Here is a 14,661-nt window from a genome sequence, read left to right on the forward strand (position 1 = left end):
CCCTCCGGGGCCGCTTTCTTGGAAAATGACGGGCACGCGCCGCCCCACGTTGCTCGGACGGAGGGGAGCAGCTAGACAACGCGGGGGATCTCACCCCGGCCCGCGCCCGCCGCCCGAGGGGCCATAAAGCCCCCCGGATTCAGCCCGCATTAGGCGGTGCCGAATTTCACCAGCTTGATCGCAGCAAAATCGCTCACGTCGCCGCCAACGCGCTTGGTCGCGTAGAACAGGACATGCGGTTTGGCGCTGAACGGGTCGCGCAGCACGCGCAGATCAGGACGCTCGGCAATGGTGTAGCCCGACTGGAAGTCACCAAAAGCAATCGAGTAGCTGTCGGTCGCCGCATCCGGCATGTCCTCGGCGATCAGTACCGGATAACCCATCAGACGCGCAGGCTCACCCGCCGCCAGACCATCCGACCATAGGAAGCGGCCATCGCTGTCCTTAAGCTTGCGGATCAGACCCGCGGTTTTTGAGTTCATCACGAATGTGCCGTTCACCCGGTACTGCGCGCCCAGCGCGTAGACCACGTCCACAATGGCATCCGCATCAACGCCGCCATCAATGCCCGACGCGACATAACCCAGGCTGTCCCAGCCCCAGCTGCCGTTCTCCATCGTGCGGTGGGTCAGGATGCCCTTGGGCTTGTCCACACCATCGCCAATGATGAACGCCGCCGCCTCGGCCCGCGCAAACTTGTCAGCGATACGACCGGCAAGCCAGCCTTCGACGTCAAACGCACTGTCATCCAACAGACGCTGCGACGCCTTGGGCAAAGCACTCAGCTCGTGCAGCGGGATCGAAATCCGATCAATCGACGGAGTCGACGTCTCAGCCGTGGCCGAATTCTCATCCGCCCAACCCGCGCCCACATCTGTGTGATCGATCAGCACGTCGAACGAGTTCGCCTCGACATTCACCACCGACGCAATCGAACGGATCGAAGCAGTCGAATTCAACACCGACTTGATCATCTCAGCCGTCTGCGGATCGACCAGATAGCCACCATCGCTGTTGACTGCCGTCGAAAGCGACTTGGCCTCAATCTCCAGCCCGCGCAGCCCGTCATCCTCGCCCGAACGCACATAGGCGTCGAATGCCTTTTGATGCGGGGCACCGTCCTCGATCGAGGCCGCAAGATGCGGACGCGCCGCGATGGTTGATTTACGATCCAGCATGGTCAGTCGCTCTTCTGTCTGTTGCAGTTTGGTTTTAACTTCAGCCTTCAGGCCCTTGAATTCATTCACGAAGCCAGCCATCGCCTGCTTCACCTCCTGAACCAGGGGCGCACCCTCTCCGGTCAAGGCCGGGGTCTCGGTCTTGCTCATCAGCATGTCCTGTTTTTGGGTGGGTATTGAGGCGCGCTAGGTCCGCGCCAGCTCCTGCCGAGCGTCGTTGAACACCTCGGCAATACTGCGCCAGGTGTTTTCAACGTCAGGCTCAAAACCCTTCGCTGCCACCCGCGCACTGGGCAGCATCGGGAAGGTCACCAAAGACACCTCCCACAGCTCCAGTTCGGTCAGGACACGCTGGCCCTTGTCATTTTTCACAGCCCGTTTGGTGCGATAGCCAATCGACAGGCCGTCCATCGCCCCCGCCCGGATCAACTCGGCCGCCTCACGGCCTTTCTGCGTGCTCTCCAGCAAACGTCCCTTGACCCAAAGGCCCTTGTCATCCTCGCGCACGTCGTCCCAAACACCGATGGGCTGCGCCGGGTCGTGCTGCCACAGCATCTTGACCCGCTGACCCGCTTTGGCCAGCCCGTCAAGCGAGCCGCGATACGCCCCGCGCTGCACCACGTCGCTGCCCTGATCGACCTGCCCGAACAGGCTGGCGTAGCCCTCGATCACAGCGTCCTCGGTCACCGACAAGCCGTCCCCAAACCGCGCGAATTTATGTTCCAAATCCATGAACTTCTCCATGTAGCCCGCTGACATTATGGCGTTACCGCAAGGAATGACTGAAACGCCTGCGCCAAAATCACCGCAGCCACGCCGTACACTGTCAGCCATAACCGCTTCTCCAGCCGCTCCATCATCTCTTCAATCTGATCCAACCGCCTGCACAGGTGCGCATGCTGGATCTCGGTCACCCGCTCATGCGCGGCCAGGCGCAGGCCCGGCGCGCAGTCGAACGGAGGATACCCGTCACCCATCGCCACGCTCCGGCAGCCCCAGCAACGCACGTTTCTCAGCATTGCTCAGGAATTCGGCCCCGCTCACCCGCGCCCATTGCGCATCCCGTTCCGCCGACAGCGCGGGTACCTGATCCAGATCGGGTTTCAGCACCAGATCCTCACCGGTAAAGCCCGCCAGCCATTCCGACACCGCCGCCGCCACCCGCGTCACCAGGGGCAGCACGGTCAGGCGATAGAACGCCCGGTTGGCCTCCTGATAGTTCGAATAGGTCGCGTCGCCCTGGATCCCCAGCAGCATCGGCGGGACCCCAAAGGCCAGCGCGATCTCGCGGGCGGCGGCTTCCTTGGTCTTTTGAAACTCCATATCGGACGGAGAGAACCCCATCGGCTTCCAATCCAGCCCCCCTTCCAGAACCATCGGGCGGCCCGCATTGCGCGCCCCGCGATAGTTCTGCTCGATCTCATCGGACAGACGCCGGAACTGATCTTCGGCCATCACCCCATGGCCATCGCCCTTCCACACCAGCGCCCCCGAAGGCCGCGCCGCATTATCCAACAACGATTTAGACCACCGAGACGCGCTGTTATGCACATCAATCGCCATCGCCGCCGCCTGCATCGGCGAAAACCCGTAGTGATCGTCCTGAGGGTGGAACGATTTGATATGACAGATGTTTTCCGCCGCGAACCGGTGCTTCTTACCACCCACCGCGTAATCATACGCCTTGGGCCAGCCATCGGCCCCCGGCACCACTCTCATCCGATCCGAGCGCAAGACATGCAGCTCAACCGGCAGGCCTTCCTCGGCCCGCACGGCCTCGACATAAGCATTGCCCGACAGCAGCAACTGCCCGAACAAGGCCTCCATCAACTCAGCCCGCCCCTGCGCCGCATTCGGACGGCGCATCAGCGACAGGATCGGATGGGTATCAAACCGCTGCACCTGATCCTGAAGCACCAGCGGCAAGGCCGCCGCCGCCTCGGCAATCAGCTTGACGGATCGAAACCCCACCGGGTTCCCCGAAAACCCCGTCCGCGTCAGCGACACCGCATCCCGAGGGCTCCACGCCACGCGCCCGCCCGTCTGCCACGCCACCACAGGTCCCGCCGCGCTCGCCTTCGCCTCGGTCGCTGCCTCAGCCGATCCACGACGCAAGAAATCGAATACCATCTGTGCTCCTTTCTGCCGCCGCTCTGCCCGGCTTGTTGGAAGGAGTTATGGTGGAAAGAAGTTTAAAGCTTGGGAATGGGGCGTACGGGGGGTGGGCAACGCGAGGGCGTCACCAACAACTCAGGGCTTCCTGCCACTCACAATATAGGCTGATGCCTGAAATACGACCTCACCATCGGCAGTGCGGAACGTTTCTAGCGCATCGTCAGCACAGGCTAAGACACTCGCGATTTTCTCTTCGCTCAGATGAATGTCAAAAAGTGGAAGCCAGCCGCGCAAATCAGCCTCAACCATCGTCCGGGCATTTGGAAAACGTGCCGGTTCAGTGTCGGTCACCACCTCAATGTCCAAAAATCCAGCCTTTTCATAGATTGAAACAACCTCAGCAGGATTCCCAAGTGAATATGGCAATCTCAGTGCATTCCCCGCCGCGGTGCTGATCTCGGTCTCCAAGAACTTGATAATGGCGTGATAGGCCGGATTGTGATCCAAGTCGTTCCAGACCGCTACGGCCAGCGCGCCGCCCGGCCTGAGGACGCGATGCATTTCCTGCGCTGCCGCATCACGGTCCCGAAAAAACATCATCCCGAACTGTGAAAGCACGGCATCATAAGCCTCGTTGTCTAATCCAGTATCCTCCGCACCGGCCAAAACCCAGTCAATGCGTGGCTCAACCTCACGCGCAGCCGCGATCATTCCGGGCGCGGGGTCAAGCCCGGTCACATGGCCTGAATCGCCGACCACCGATAGGATATAACGCGCCAAAACGCCGCTGCCGCAAGCAACATCCAGAACTGATTGTCCAGTTTGAACTTTGGCGCACTTCACCAAATGTGGGGGCCATGGCGCAAACAGCGCTGGAACAAAAAGGTCCTCATAGCTGCGCCCCGCGTCCAATTCCTCTTGCGAAGCTGAATGATCCATAGTGTCACTCCGGGTCAGTTTTCAAAAAATTCCCCGACAGCTGCGAGCTTACACTTTCTCTCGATTCGAAACGAGGTCAGCGACCGTTTGGCCCTTCGTTGCTCGGATCGCTCTACAGACTCTGCGCACTCGGCAGCCGAAACGCCCCCGCAAACCCGCCATACCTCACGCACCGACCAGACCATCGCGTCGAGCCGGTCGGGCAAGCCCCATCCAGCATATTCTATCGCAAGAGTCGCGGCACACTCGACGTATAACCCAATTCCTTCGCAATCGCCGCCAAGTTCTTGTGATTTCGTGCCACGGCAATTGTCTGCGTTTCACATGCCCCCAAGTGTGCTTCAAATAGAAGAGGCCACCCGATGACTGAAAACGAACCTGCGCCGACCGGACACCCCGATGCGCACAATAGTGAACCTACTGCTGCCGACAAACACGTCTACGAGGTGTTTGCCTCCAATGTAGTCGTTCTTGTACAGCTGCTTGATGACTACAAAACAATGATGTCACCGGATGTCTACGAAAGGTTGTTTTCGTCGCTTCTGGCCCTGTCTCGTTTGCTCGGCGAATACGAGGATAGTTGGAGTCAAAACCAACCAACGTCCAGAACCTGATCGCGCCAGCGGTCTATCAACCCTAATGGTCCTCACAAACTCCGCACCCTCGGCCGCCGATACGCCCCCGCAGGCCCCACAACCAACTCATGCAGCGCCCAGACCAAAGCATCAACCCGGTCGGGCGAGCCCTGCCCTTCGAACCCGCGCGCGGTCATCTGGCACATCTGCTCCTCCAGCGCATCCAACCCGGCCACATGGGCCACCCGCCCCTGTTCGTACAATGCAGCCACAGGCTCGGCCCGCGCGACCTTGCCGCGTGTGGCCCTCACCGCGCGATAAGGGACCAGAGGGTCCACCTGCCGCACGACCTCATCCACCAACTGCCCGCCCTGATTGACCTCGGCCACCAGCCGTTCGGCCCCGAACTCATCCATCGCGTCAATCGCCGCCTGCGCCCAGCCAGCCGGGCCAACGCCCTGCACCGTCCGGTCAGCCAGTACATAGGCCCGCCAGTCCTCGGGTGGCCCCTGTAGCTGAGCACCAACGACCACGATCCCGCAGGCATCCGCATCCGACCCCGTCGTCACCGCCGGGTCCAGCGCCACGACAACCCGGTCCAATGCGGGCACCTGCGCACAGCGCGCCGCCTCCAGCATCGAGCCGGTCCACAGCGCCCCTTCGGCATCCGACAGCAACACACCGTCCAACTCCTGCCGCCCCAGCCGCGTACCTGCATAACGCGCGCGCACCTCGTCCAAGAAGGACTCTGCCAGATTGGCCCGGTTCGCCTCGGTCGGCGCATGGGTCTGCACGGTCGACGGCGACGCCAGCAAATTCTTCAAAACCTTCACATTGCGCGGCGTCGTCGTCACACAGACCCGAGGCCGATCCCCCAAACGCAGTGCAAATTGCAACATATCCCAGGTCTCTCCAGCCTTCTTCCACTTGGCCAGCTCATCCACCCAGGCCGCATCGAATTGCGGCCCGCGCAACCCCTCGGGATCATGTGCCGAAAACGCCTGCGCCTCGGCCCCGTTAGGCCAAACCAGCTTGCGTTCGGACGCCTTCCAAACAGGCCGCCGATCCGGCGGTGAACACTGCAAGATCCCACTATCACCAAAGATCATCACATCGCGCACCTGATCGAAGGTCTCACCGACCAGAGCCACGCGACTGGCCTCACCCTTCTCCAACGGCAAAGACCCCTCGACCACCGACCGCACCCATTCGGCCCCCGCCCGCGTCTTACCGGCCCCACGCCCGCCCATGATCACCCATGACCGCCAGTCCCCCTCAGGCGGCAGCTGATGCGGCAGCGCCCAGAACTCGAACAGGAAAGGGAGGGCACACAGCCCCCCCTCCCCGATCTCACTCAGAAATCTGTCCTGCACCGCAGCAGGCGCGGAGGCGAGCCAGCCTGCACCCGATCTCAGATCGTGCCCGATCAAGGTCGAGCGCATAGCCCCCTTGGGCAATTCCGGCTTGTCTGTGATGTTGTTCGACAAAGCTTGTCTCCACTTTCTGGCAACTGCGGATCAGCCCCTCTAGCTGACCCAGTTGCTTGCCTGTTCCGGCAAGGTCTGCATCCTCCCCGGCACCGATCTGTTTTCGCAGTTCTTCCGCCGCTTGGCGCAGATCGCGAATGGATCGCTCAAGCGACCGCAATAAATCAGCCGTCTGAGAAATCCGCTCTTCCGGGGTAATCAAAGTCATGTTTGCCTGTGACCTCATGCGTGAGTTTTTCCGCACGAGAGAAACGAAAAACGACCGCCGGGTCGCCCCGGGGCCGTTGCCCACCTCTTCTAGCATGACACAATTCATACCAAGAAAAGCGCGCAAAGTCAATGCGTTACGCAACGCGGACGCAACACCCGGCGTCCGATCCGTTAACGATCAGCCCCGCATGACCTCAAGAAACGCAGCGCTTACGATCAAAGCCGCACCCAATGCTTCTCTCATCCCAAACGGCTCGCCCGAGAAGAACGCCGCCGAGATCAGGCCCACCACAACTTCGCTCATCAGCAGTAGACCAACGCGTGCCGGGGTCAGCTTGGTTGCGGGCCAAATCGTCAGAAAAAACATCGGCAAGGTGTACAGGACCGACAGCAACGCGACCGGGCCGATTCGTATAACCATCTCGCCGACTGCCTCTGATGACGCCAAACCGCCGCCGAATGGAAGGCTCAGCAGAGACAAAACCAAAGCGCCTGAAATAAAGGCAAAAACCTGCCCCGGAACAGAGATACCGGACGTCCGATAAAGCCCCAGCGATCCCATCGCCCAAGTGATCCCCGAGATCAGGGCCAGCCAGTCTCCAGTATTGCGCGGCCAGGGAAACCCCTGTTCTCCGCCAAGCACGATGAACATGCCACCCAGACCGCAGAGTAAGCCCAGCACGCGCGCCGGGCCAAGACGTTCACCCAGAAACACCATTCCAAGGATCGTTCCCCAGACCGGTGTCAGATAGAACAGCAGGATTGACCGGACGACATCTGTGTAAACCAGACTGATGGTAAACAAGCTGAACGCAGCACCGGTGAACATCCCGCTGAAGATCAGCCCGCGCCAGTCTTTCAAAAGCGCTTGCCGTTCGCGCATCAGGAAAGGCGTCAGTACGATCAACGCCGAGGTGTACATCACAATACCGGGCCATGGGCCATCCAGTCCTTGGTCGACAAAGTAGCGAACCGGAATCCAGTACAGCCCCCACATCATCCCGCCGATGACAAGGGCGACGCTGGCGGTCCTCAAATCCGCTCCGTGTAAAGCTCTGAATGTCATGACCCGACTCATAAAACCTTCCGAACCGTATCTGGCAAACGCGCAACCCGCGCAAGCTTATGGCCGACACGGCGCTTGACAATCGCGACCGCAAGGCGCATGTGCCCCTCAAACAGCGCTACCGCGTGAGCACGTGGGCGACACCGCCCCCAACAGCGCCCGATTCACCCATAGTTCCCCATCACGCAGGGTTCTTGACGCGACAACCAGATGCTGCAGGGAACGCCTGCACGTCCTGAGGTTTCGCACAACCCCTGCCGGTCGCGGAAGCGGCCCATCACGACTTGCCCGTGGACCTTTGCCTCGGGCTGTAAAGGATAGTTATTTGTTCGACTTCGATATGCTGGGCCTTGCGCCCGCTCTAAATGATGCGCTCAAACGCGCCAACTTCACTCAACCGACCCCGATCCAGAACCAGGCGATCCCGCTGGCCCTGAATGGTCACGATATCCTTGGCCTCGCCCAGACCGGTACAGGTAAGACATTGGCCTTTGGCCTGCCGCTGATCGACCATCTGCTGGCCCAGCCCGGCAAGCCCGATCCCAAAACCGCCAAGGCGCTGATCCTTGCGCCCACCCGCGAGTTGGTCAACCAGATCGCCGACAGCCTTCGCAACTTGACCAAGAAAACCAAGATCCGCGTCGCGACCGTGGTTGGCGGTCAGTCGATCAACAAGCAGATCATGTTTCTGGCGCGCGGCACCGACATTCTTGTCGCCACCCCCGGTCGCCTGATCGACCTGATGGATCGCGGTGCGGTTAATCTGGGTTCAGTCAAGCACCTCGTGCTGGACGAGGCTGACCAGATGCTCGATATGGGCTTCATCCATGCCCTGCGTCGGATCGCGCCGGAACTGGGCACGCCGCGCCAAACCATGCTGTTCTCGGCCACCATGCCGAAGCAAATGGAAGAGCTCAGCCGTGCCTATTTGACCAACCCGCAACGGGTGCAGGTCTCGCCCCCCGGCAAAGCAGCCGACAAGATCACGCAGTCGATCCACTTTGTTGAAAAGCCTGCAAAACCCGCCAAACTGCGCGAGATCCTCTCGGCTGACATGGACGCGCTGACGTTGGTCTTCTCCCGCACCAAACACGGGGCCGAAAAGCTGATGAAGGGGCTGGTCGCGGATGGGTTCAACGCTGCTTCCATCCACGGCAACAAAAGCCAGGGCCAGCGCGACCGCGCCATCAAGGCCTTCCGCGCGGGTGAGGTGAACGTCCTCGTCGCTACCGACGTCGCCGCGCGCGGCATCGATATTCCGGGCGTGGCCTATGTGATCAACTACGACCTGCCCGAGGTACCGGACAACTATGTCCACCGCATCGGCCGCACCGCTCGCGCAGGCCGCGAGGGCGAGGCTATTGCCTTCTGCTCGGCGGAAGAGGTCGACCTGCTGCGTCAGATTCAGAAGCTGATGAAGATCGAAATCCTGGTCGCCAGCGGTGAGATGCCTGAAGCAATCTCACCAAAGAAAACCCCGCGCCGCCCAAGCAACCGCCGTCGCGGCCCGAAACCTCAGCACTCTGGTGCGCCCAAACCGGGCGGTCAGAAACGCCGCCGACCGCGTCGCGCGAAAGCGGCCTGAATAAGAAACGGCCCGGTCGATTGATCGGGCCGTTGCTTTATCGGGGTCAGAGCTTCGTGTTGTACAAGTCGGACAAAGTGCCGTTTCAAACCTGTACAACACGGACGATTGAATCAGTTCCCGGAATTCCGCTCGGCCTCGATCTCACGCCACTTTGCGACGTTGCGATTGTGCTCTTGCAGGGTCTCGGCAAAGGCATGACCACCGGTTCCGTCCGCAACAAAGAAGATGAAATCCGTGTTGTCAGGTGCCACCGCAGCCTCAAGGCTCGCGAGACCCGGATTGGCAATCGGGGTGGGTGGCAGCCCTTCGATAACATAGGTGTTCCAAGGCGTCGCACGGCGCAGTTCGCTTTGCCGCAAACCGCGACCCAAAGTACCCTGCCCTTTGGTTACACCATAGATCACCGTCGGGTCTGTCTGCAGCCTCATACCTTGGTTCAGACGGTTAACGAAAACGCTGGCTACCTGGCCACGCTCTTCCGGCTGACCTGTTTCTTTTTCGATGATCGAAGCCAAAATCAGCATCTCTTCGGGGCTGTTCAGAGGTAAACCATCCTGACGCCCCTCCCACGCTGCGTTGATTCTAAGCTGTTGTTTTTCCTGCATTTCAGCAAGAATTGCATTCCGATCTTCACCGGGTCTGACCTCATAACTGTCAGGGGCCAACATCCCTTCAGCGGGCAAATCGGCTACTTCACCGGTTAGCAAATCCATCGCCTTTAGCGACTCGACAATCTGCCAACTGGTAACGCCTTCAGCTAACGAGATGCGATAACGCGTATCCGCCTCACCGCGTTTTTCTGCATAAACTTCCGGGGCGTCCTCTTCGCCGATCACAAAGGAAGCCACCTCATCAAAATCCAGAGTCGCCGGGTTCAGTTCCCGCACGCGGGTCTGCATACGGGTCACACCAATGCGGTATTCGATCTCGGTCCCGCAAGTGCTGGCGCCGCTATGAGTTATGTCGTCGACGATTTGCTCCATCGACGCGCCTTCGCGAACCAGAAAGCTACCCGCTTTCAGCTGCTGAGATTTGTCTGTGTAATCAGCAGCTAAGCGGAAAATCAACCCGCTGCTGATCGCACCTTGATCCTCGAGGTCGCGGCTGACCCGTGTCATGTTGGAGCCCGGCTTTACCTGCAGGCAGATCGCGGTTTCCAGCGGTCCTTCTGACTTGTATTGCGACTGCCCCCACAGGACGACACCGCCCATCAGGAACAGCCCAACGATCAGTATTGTCAACGCGTTCGAAGCGAGCGCTCGCCACATTTAGTTGACCTTTCCGAAGATCACACTTGCATTGGTGCCGCCGAAGCCGAACGAATTTGACAAGGCCACGTTGATCTCACGCTCTCGTTTTGCATTCGGTGCCAAGTCGATCGGAGTCTCCACCGCAGGGTTGTCCAGGTTGATGGTCGGCGGTGCAACCTGATCGCGGATCGCAAGGATCGAAAAGATCGCCTCAATCGCGCCAGCAGCGCCCAGCAGGTGACCAGTGGCCGATTTGGTCGATGTCATCGTCGCGTTGCTGGCGTGATCCCCCAGCAGGCGCTCAACTGCACCCAGTTCAATTGTATCCGCCATGGTCGAGGTGCCATGCGCGTTGATGTAATCCAGATCCTTCGGCTCAAGCCCCGCACTACGCAGCGCTGCTTTCATCGAGCGTTCGGCCCCGTCGCCATCCTCGGACGGCGCGGTGATGTGATAAGCGTCACCCGACATCCCATAGCCCAGAACCTCGGCATAAATCTTGGCACCGCGCGCTTTGGCGTGTTCGTAATCCTCAAGAACTACAATGCCTGCACCTTCGCCCATGACGAAACCGTCGCGGTCGATGTCATAGGGGCGGCTCGCTTTCTTCGGATCATCGGCGTATTTGGTCGACAGCGCCTTGCAGGCGTTGAAGCCGGCGATACCGATTTCGCAAATACAGCCCTCGCCGCCGCCTGCGATCATCACGTCTGCATCCCCGGCGCGGATGATGCGGCTGGCATCACCGATCGCATGAGCACCGGTCGAGCAAGCAGTCACGACCGAGTGGTTCGGCCCCTTGAACCCATGACGGATCGAAACCTGCCCCGAGGCCAGATTGATCAGCGCGCCCGGGATAAAGAACGGAGAAACCCTACGGGGACCTTTGTCGCGGATCAGGTTGGCCGTGTTGGCAATTGATCCCAGCCCACCGATACCGGACCCAATCAGAACGCCCGTGCGCAGGCGGTCTTCTTCGTCTTCGGGCAGCCAATTGGCATCCTTGCAAGCCATCTCGGCTGCAGCGATGGAATATAGGATGAAATCTTCAATCTTGCGCTGTTCTTTCGGCGGCATCCAATCGTCAGGATTAAACGTCCCGTTGGTGCCATCTCCGCGCGGCACTTCGCAGGCATAGGTCGTGGTGACCCCGCTTGCCTCGGCATCAAACTGCGTGATTGGTCCTGCGCCGGATTCTCCATCCAGCAGCCGTGACCATGTTTCCTCGACCCCACTGGCCAAAGGAGTGACCAATCCAAGACCGGTTACAACGACTCTGCGCATGAAGTGCCTCTTGCCTGCTTCCTGTTATGAGAACCGCTCATACCCCGGCCCGGGGTGCGGGGGCAAGAGCAACGGCATATTCTGAACCGGCATCCTTGTGCCGTAACCTGTTCAAATCCTCTGTCAATTCAGTTGAACGATGCCTGAAAGGCAAAAACCCGCCCTTCCTTCAACGGGAAAGGCGGGTCGTCTGGTACTGAAGTTTACTGGAACTCGGCGACTGGCTCGTGTGCCGATTGGGCGACTTCCAATGCTTCGGACAGATCGACGGACTTGCGGAACAGTGCCCGGCCAACGATCGCACCCGAAATATTCGAGATATAGGCGAGACGAGAGATATCGTCGCTGGTACGTACGACACCGCTGGCTATGATCGGTGTACGCGATTTTTCGGCCAGTCCTGAAATCAGACCCAGCTGCGCCTCGACGTCTTCCATATCGCTATCGATATCGGTCACCAGAATGGCAGCAAGAGGCGTATCCGCGAAAGCTTCGATGAAGGCTTCCGGGGTAAACGCACTTTGGCTACGCCAACCTTCGGTCATCACTTGCCCTTGCCAAACATCGACCGCCAACACGATCTGATCGGGATAAAGCTTAGCCAATTCCTTAACCAACTGTGGGTCCCAAGCCGCAAGTGTGCCAATCACGATTCGGCCAGCCCCTTTGTTGATCCAATGTTCAACATGCTCGCGGGTCCGCATCCCCCCTGCCAACTGTACTGACATTTCAGAGGAGCGAATGATTTCTTCGATCAGCTCGGAATTGGTATCCCGGCCTTCGATCGCGTCAAAATCCGTAAGCTGCATCCATTCCGCTCCAGCCGCAGACCAGCCGCGCGCGGTCTCGACCGGATCTACATGCCAGATCATCGCTTCATCCAGACGCCCCTTGTCCAGCGTAACGCACCGACCGTTCTGCAACTCCATCGTGGGGTAAATCATCATGATTCATATCCTCCGCTGAATCATTCCGTAATTCCACGATAGCATAGAGTCTCAGTTTGCCGCTTTATTTCACAAGATCGGCAAAGCTCGTCCATTTTGCGGCATCGCACTGCCCAATGCGCTTCACACCCGTGTCGGAGGTCCGTCACGGCGAAACAGATGAACGGGGGTGTCGCGGTATTCAGCTTCGCGCAACAGCTTGTAGCCCAGCTTTTCAGCCAATCGCTGTGAGGCTGCATGGTCCGCGTCGATCAGCGCAACCAACGGGCCCGGAATGATCCGGTCGAACCAGTCGTGCGCCGCCTGCGCGGCCTCACACCCGTATCCTTGCCCCTGCATGTCCGGGGCCAGAACCCAGCCGGCTTCGGGAAAACCATCAAAATCATCGCCCAGAGACCGGTTGCCATAGAAGAACCCGGCTTGCCCGATCAGAGTACGATTCGACTGCAGCATCACACCCCATTGACCGAACCCGGTCATCTGCCAATGTCCAGCGTTGCGCAGGAAAGAATCCCACGCCTCGCCGCGCGTTTTCGGGGTGCCTCCGATATGGCGTACAACTTCGGGGTCGCGCCAGATTTCGGCGAACCGGTTGAAATCCTCGGGCCGCATTGCACACAAGGTCAGACGCGCCGTGTTGATCATCGGGGTGGATCTTATCATGCCCTTGCCCGCTCAGAAACTTGCCTCAGGTGTCAGAGTGCGGAGCCTCAACGCCTCAAAGCAAGCGCGAAATGTGGCAGAGCAAAAAAAACGGCGCTTCCGTTGCCCGGAAGCGCCGTTTTTGCCTCAGTCAGGTCAGCTTAGGAAGCTTCGCTGATGAATTTGACCGCGTCGCCAAAGGTCTGGATGGTCTCGGCTGCGTCGTCCGGAATCTCGATGCCGAACTCTTCTTCGAACGCCATTACCAGCTCAACGGTGTCCAGGCTGTCTGCGCCCAGATCGTCGATGAACGAGGCGTTTTCCGCAACCTTGTCCTCTTCAACACCCAGGTGCTCAACAACGATCTTCTTTACGCGATCTGCGACGTCGCTCATGTCTATTCCTCATTTCAATTTCAGGGCTGTCCGCCCGGTTCTGCCCTTGCCCGTTCGGGGTGGACTTGTTTTGCCCTTTCCGGGCGGTTTGGGTCCCGGGTCCCCGGGAAATCAGAGAACCGGCCCTTGGACCGGTTCCTGCGCATATGCGCCGCCTATAGCACAGACAACGCACAAGGCAAACGCTTTCGCGCCCACCCTGAATTGCGATTACAACATGGCCATACCGCCATTCACATGCAAGGTGCTTCCGGTAACATAACCTGCTTCAGGGCTTGCCAGATACAGCACAGCGGCTGCGATTTCCTGCGGATCACCCATACGACCGGCCGGAACCTTGAGCAGCAGACCCTTCTTTTGCTCATCCGTCAGCTTCTCGGTCATCGCGGTGGTGATAAAGCCCGGCGCAACCGCATTAACGGTAATGCCACGGGTCGCAACCTCATGCGCCAGCGCCTTGGAAAAGCCGATCATGCCGGCCTTGGAGGCAGCATAGTTCGCCTGCCCTGGGTTTCCGATCGCAGCCACAACGGACGAGACATTGACGATCCGCCCCCAGCGCGCCTTCATCATGCCCCTGATCACGCCTTTGCACAGCTTCATCGTTGCGGTCATGTTCACGTCGATCACGCTCTGCCATTCTTCATCCGACATGCGCATGAACAGGTTGTCGCGTGTGATGCCTGCGTTGTTCACCAGAATATCAACCGAGCCCATCGCCTCAGCCGCTTGTTTCGGCAGGGCCTCGACGGCTTCGGGATCGCTCAGGTTACACGGCAAGACATGCGCACGATCGCCAAGGCTGTCGGCCAGAGCTTGCAGAGGCTCCACGCGCGTTCCGGAAAGGCCAACAGTTGCACCAGCGTCGTAAAGCGCGCGGGCGATATCGCCGCCAATACCACCCGAAGCACCGGTGATTAGCGCATTCTTACCTGTCAAATCAAACATCTATGTTTCCTCTCTGGCCGCCGAATCCGGCGGCTGT

General features: G+C 59.6%; 16 protein-coding genes. 2 read left to right on the forward strand and 14 right to left on the reverse strand.

The features are described from left to right. Positions 1-149 precede the first annotated feature (149 nt). The 5 genes from ACR0AW_RS04370 to ACR0AW_RS04390 all read right to left on the reverse strand — a co-directional run bounded on the left by ACR0AW_RS04370 (position 150) and on the right by ACR0AW_RS04390 (position 4,232). Positions 150-1,328 (reverse strand): phage major capsid protein, encoded by a 1,179-nt coding sequence (locus ACR0AW_RS04370; RefSeq protein ID WP_170733376.1) that lies wholly within the window; start codon positions 1,326-1,328, stop codon positions 150-152. Positions 1,329-1,364: 36 nt separating this feature from the next. Continuing rightward, complete coding sequence (locus ACR0AW_RS04375) at positions 1,365-1,910, reverse strand: HK97 family phage prohead protease (protein WP_480438661.1); 546 nt, start codon at positions 1,908-1,910, stop codon at positions 1,365-1,367. 26 nt (positions 1,911-1,936) lie between these two features. Beyond that, the gene (locus ACR0AW_RS04380; RefSeq protein ID WP_170733377.1) at positions 1,937-2,155 is read right to left on the reverse strand and encodes a GTA head formation protein, RCAP_rcc01685 family; all 219 of its coding nucleotides are present in this window, start codon (positions 2,153-2,155) and stop codon (positions 1,937-1,939) included. Continuing rightward, positions 2,148-3,308, reverse strand: a complete 1,161-nt coding sequence (locus ACR0AW_RS04385) for a phage portal protein (RefSeq protein ID WP_170733378.1) — start codon at positions 3,306-3,308, stop codon at positions 2,148-2,150. The genes ACR0AW_RS04380 and ACR0AW_RS04385 overlap by 8 nt, the downstream gene beginning before the upstream one ends. A gap of 120 nt (positions 3,309-3,428) precedes the next feature. Continuing rightward, positions 3,429-4,232, reverse strand: coding sequence for a methyltransferase domain-containing protein (locus tag ACR0AW_RS04390; RefSeq protein ID WP_170733379.1), 804 nt, complete (start codon positions 4,230-4,232; stop codon positions 3,429-3,431). A 362-nt stretch (positions 4,233-4,594) separates the two neighbouring features. On the opposite strand from ACR0AW_RS04390, the gene ACR0AW_RS04395 reads away from it, so the two are divergent. Continuing rightward, complete coding sequence (locus ACR0AW_RS04395; RefSeq protein ID WP_170733380.1) at positions 4,595-4,846, forward strand: hypothetical protein; 252 nt, start codon at positions 4,595-4,597, stop codon at positions 4,844-4,846. A gap of 32 nt (positions 4,847-4,878) precedes the next feature. Here the strand turns inward: ACR0AW_RS04395 and ACR0AW_RS04400 are convergent, their stop codons facing one another. The 3 genes from ACR0AW_RS04400 to ACR0AW_RS04410 form a co-directional block, all read right to left on the reverse strand. Next, the gene (locus tag ACR0AW_RS04400; protein WP_480438664.1) at positions 4,879-6,249 is read right to left on the reverse strand and encodes a DNA-packaging protein; all 1,371 of its coding nucleotides are present in this window, start codon (positions 6,247-6,249) and stop codon (positions 4,879-4,881) included. Beyond that, a complete protein-coding gene (locus tag ACR0AW_RS04405) occupies positions 6,158-6,502 on the reverse strand; it encodes a hypothetical protein (protein ID WP_170733381.1) in 345 nt (114 codons plus the stop codon). The genes ACR0AW_RS04400 and ACR0AW_RS04405 overlap by 92 nt, the downstream gene beginning before the upstream one ends. Positions 6,503-6,682: 180 nt before the next feature. Continuing rightward, positions 6,683-7,570 (reverse strand): DMT family transporter, encoded by an 888-nt coding sequence (locus tag ACR0AW_RS04410; RefSeq protein WP_170733382.1) that lies wholly within the window; start codon positions 7,568-7,570, stop codon positions 6,683-6,685. 325 nt (positions 7,571-7,895) lie between these two features. Here ACR0AW_RS04410 and ACR0AW_RS04415 point away from each other — a divergent pair, with 325 nt between their 5' ends. Then, complete coding sequence (locus tag ACR0AW_RS04415) at positions 7,896-9,155, forward strand: DEAD/DEAH box helicase (RefSeq protein WP_170733383.1); 1,260 nt, start codon at positions 7,896-7,898, stop codon at positions 9,153-9,155. Positions 9,156-9,268: 113 nt separating this feature from the next. On the opposite strand, the gene mltG is transcribed toward ACR0AW_RS04415, so the two are convergent. The 6 genes from mltG to fabG all read right to left on the reverse strand — a co-directional run bounded on the left by mltG (position 9,269) and on the right by fabG (position 14,624). Beyond that, positions 9,269-10,426 (reverse strand): endolytic transglycosylase MltG, encoded by a 1,158-nt coding sequence (mltG, locus tag ACR0AW_RS04420; protein ID WP_170733384.1) that lies wholly within the window; start codon positions 10,424-10,426, stop codon positions 9,269-9,271. Beyond that, positions 10,427-11,692: a beta-ketoacyl-ACP synthase II gene (gene fabF, locus ACR0AW_RS04425; RefSeq protein ID WP_170403139.1), complete on the reverse strand. Its 1,266-nt coding sequence runs from the start codon at positions 11,690-11,692 to the stop codon at positions 10,427-10,429. 203 nt (positions 11,693-11,895) lie between these two features. Next, positions 11,896-12,639, reverse strand: a complete 744-nt coding sequence (locus ACR0AW_RS04430) for a 1-(5-phosphoribosyl)-5-[(5-phosphoribosylamino)methylideneamino]imidazole-4-carboxamide isomerase (protein WP_170396463.1) — start codon at positions 12,637-12,639, stop codon at positions 11,896-11,898. Positions 12,640-12,762: 123 nt separating this feature from the next. Then, positions 12,763-13,302, reverse strand: a complete 540-nt coding sequence (locus tag ACR0AW_RS04435) for a GNAT family N-acetyltransferase (protein ID WP_170403143.1) — start codon at positions 13,300-13,302, stop codon at positions 12,763-12,765. A 140-nt stretch (positions 13,303-13,442) separates the two neighbouring features. After that, complete coding sequence (locus ACR0AW_RS04440; RefSeq protein ID WP_008756330.1) at positions 13,443-13,676, reverse strand: acyl carrier protein; 234 nt, start codon at positions 13,674-13,676, stop codon at positions 13,443-13,445. A gap of 210 nt (positions 13,677-13,886) precedes the next feature. Then, on the reverse strand, positions 13,887-14,624 hold the full coding sequence (gene fabG / locus ACR0AW_RS04445; RefSeq protein ID WP_170396459.1) for a 3-oxoacyl-[acyl-carrier-protein] reductase: 738 nt from the start codon (positions 14,622-14,624) through the stop codon (positions 13,887-13,889). Between the last annotated feature and the right edge of the window lie 37 nt (positions 14,625-14,661).

It is taken from the genome of Ruegeria sp. C5, from assembly GCF_056537605.1.